Origin of the sequence: Vannielia litorea (genome assembly GCF_018424695.1) — a bacterium.
In the GTDB taxonomy this organism is placed as follows: Bacteria; Pseudomonadota; Alphaproteobacteria; order Rhodobacterales; family Rhodobacteraceae; genus Vannielia; species Vannielia litorea_A.
Genome location: NZ_QTNQ01000176.1, coordinates 1 through 2,599, shown reverse-complemented (window position 1 = coordinate 2,599; position 2,599 = coordinate 1). Strand labels below are relative to the sequence as shown.

General features: G+C 69.5%; 4 protein-coding genes. All 4 read right to left on the bottom strand.

What is annotated here, in order from left to right:
- The coding region (locus DYI42_RS23725) for a LysM peptidoglycan-binding domain-containing protein (RefSeq protein WP_213549577.1) at positions 1–666 on the bottom strand (666 nt) is incomplete at its 3' end.
- Between the two features lie 53 nt (positions 667–719).
- Complete coding sequence (locus DYI42_RS23720) at positions 720–1,367, bottom strand: protein-L-isoaspartate(D-aspartate) O-methyltransferase (RefSeq protein WP_213549575.1); 648 nt, start codon at positions 1,365–1,367, stop codon at positions 720–722.
- Complete coding sequence (gene surE, locus DYI42_RS23715) at positions 1,364–2,149, bottom strand: 5'/3'-nucleotidase SurE (protein WP_213549573.1); 786 nt, start codon at positions 2,147–2,149, stop codon at positions 1,364–1,366. Before surE ends, DYI42_RS23720 begins: the two co-directional genes overlap by 4 nt.
- Positions 2,150–2,255: 106 nt before the next feature.
- Positions 2,256–2,599 (bottom strand): ATP-binding cassette domain-containing protein (locus DYI42_RS23710; protein ID WP_213549572.1); only part of this gene is annotated, 344 nt, incomplete at its 5' end.

The following is a 2,599-nucleotide window of genomic DNA, read 5'->3' as shown; positions in this document are numbered from 1 at the left end:
CTTGTTGACCGTGGTGCGCTTGGGCGGTGTGGCGGCTTCCGGCGGGATCAGGAGGGTCTGGCCGACGCGCAGGGTCAGCTTGTCATCCAGCCCGTTCCACTCGTCCAGCGCCTTGACCGAGACGCCATAGAGCCGGGAGACGGAGTAGGCCGTTTCACCCGGCTTTACGACGTGGCGGATGGGCTCTTGCCCGGTTTGCGGTTTGCGGGCCGGTTGCGCGGGGGTAATCGTGCCCTCGGCACGGGAGATCGCGGTGTCGGCCAGGACGGCGACGTCCACCTGCTCGGCCGGGCGGATCGGGCCGGTGGTGATGGCGCCGGTGGCGGGCGAAGGCTCGGCCACGCGGCGCGGCAGAAGCAGCACGGCCCCGGCATTGAGCGGCGCGCCCGGGGGCACCGCATTGCGGGCGGCCAGCTCGCTTTCGGGCAGGCCGATGCGGGCCGCGACGGTGCTGACCGTATCGCCACGCCGGGCCACGGCAACCTGGTAGCCGGGATAGGAGAGAATGCCGCGATCATCCGGGCGGGGGCGGGCCTCGGTGGCTTTCTGGGCTGCGGAGGTGGTGTTAAAGCCGCCGCCGAAGCCGCGGAAATCGCTATCGAAATCTTCACAGGCGGCAAGCCCCAACAGGCTTACGGATGCGACGAGTGCTGCGGTGAGACGCATGGTGCTCGTTCCCTCAATCTGGCGGGGGCCCCTCTGGCGGGCGGCCTCCCTGACTACTCCTTGCCCAGCCCCTCGAGGAGCGGAACGAAACGCACGTCTCGCAGCTCGTCGTAGTGCAGGCCTTCTTCTGTCCGGCGCACCCGGATAAGGCTTTGCACCGCGTCCGACTGGCCAACGGGCACCACCATGATACCCCCAATGCGTAGCTGGGCCAAGAGCGGGCCGGGCGGGTCTTCTGCGGCGGCTGTCACGATGATCTTGTCGAAGGGCGCATGTTCGGGAAGGCCGTGGGAGCCATCGGCGGTGAAGGTGGTGACATTGGTCAGCCCCAGCTCCTGGAACAGCGCCTCGGCGGTGCGGGTGAGGCGGCGGAAGCGGTCAACCGTGTAGACCCGGCGGGCGAGCAGGGCGAGGACGGCGGCCTGGTAGCCCGAGCCGGTGCCGACCTCCAGCACCTTGTCGCGCGGGGTGAGCTGGAGCGCCTGGGTCATCAGGCCGACGATGGAGGGTTGCGAGATCGTCTGGCCGCAAGCGATGGGCAGGGGGGTGTCGTCATAGGCGCGTTCGGAGAAGAGGCCCTGGACGAATTGACCGCGGTCGATTTTTTCCATCGCGGAGAGAACCGCCTTGTCGGTCACGCCCCGGGAGCGCAGGGCGAAGAGGAACTGCATCTTGCGTTCCGCTTCGGAGCTGTCGCTCATCCGAGTTTCTCCTGAAGCCGCGCCACCGCGTCATGGGCCGTGAGATCGGCGCGCATGGGGGTGATCGATGTGTGGTTGGCGAGGTTGGCGGCCACATCTGTGCCCGGGCCGGTGCTTTCGTGCTGGGGGCCGCCCTTGATCCAGAGGAACCTTCGGCCGGAGGGGGCGATGTGGGGCTCGACCGAGAAATTTGTTTTGGTTCTGCGGCCTTGCGTGGTGATCTTCATCTCGCCTGCATCGGCGGCGGCGCAGGGCGGGAAGTTGACGTTGTAGAAGGTGTTGTAGCGTTCGCCCTCCCATTCGCCATGCTCCAGCAGCCAGCGGAGGGTGCTTGCGCCATGGGCGGCGGCGGCTTCGAAGGGGTTGTCCAGCTCCACGTTGCCGGGGCCGAAGAACTGCGAGAGCGCGACGGAGCGCACCCCTTGCAGCGCGCCTTCCATGGCGCCGCCGATGGTGCCGGAGTAGAGCGTGTTCTCGGCGGCGTTGTTGCCACGGTTCACGCCCGAGAGCACAAGATCGGGGCGCTCGCCCTCCAGCACGTCATAGAGGCCGGCCAGCACGCAATCGGCGGGGCTGCCCTCGGCGGCGAAGCGGCGCTCGCCCAGCTTGGCGATCATCGTGGGGTGGGTGTAGCTGATGCAATGGCCGACGCCGGATTGCTCGAAGGCCGGGGCCACGACCCAGACCTCGCCGGAGGGCCCGGCCAGCTCGGTTGCGATCTGCTCCAGAACCTCCAGCCCCGGTGCGTTGATACCGTCGTCGTTGGTGATGAGTATGCGCATCCTGCCCCGCTTGATGTCTTGCCCCCTGAATAGGCGAGGGGCCGCCCACTCACAAGCGGAAGGGCGCTGGAGCCGCCGCAGCGGGCCGCCAACTGTGGCGTGCGGGTCAGCGGGCGGTGGCGATGCGCCCCGGCAGGGCCTTGGCCACGGGGCCGGCGGCGGCGCGGGCGTCTTCGGCGTCATGGGTCACGAGCAGAACCGGCAGGCCACGCCTGCGGGCCCGGTCGAAGACCAGCCGCCGCACCTCTTCGCGGCGGGCGGCGTCGAGGCGGGAGAAGGGCTCGTCGAGCAGCAGCGCGCGCGGCTCGGCCAGCAGGGTGCGCATGAGCGCGACCCGGGCCTGCTCGCCGCCCGAGAGGGTGGCCGGATCACGCGGGCCGAAGCCGGGCAGGCCCACGTCTTCCAGCGCCTCTTCCACTGCCTTGCGGCGGTCGGCGCGGGGGCCGGGGG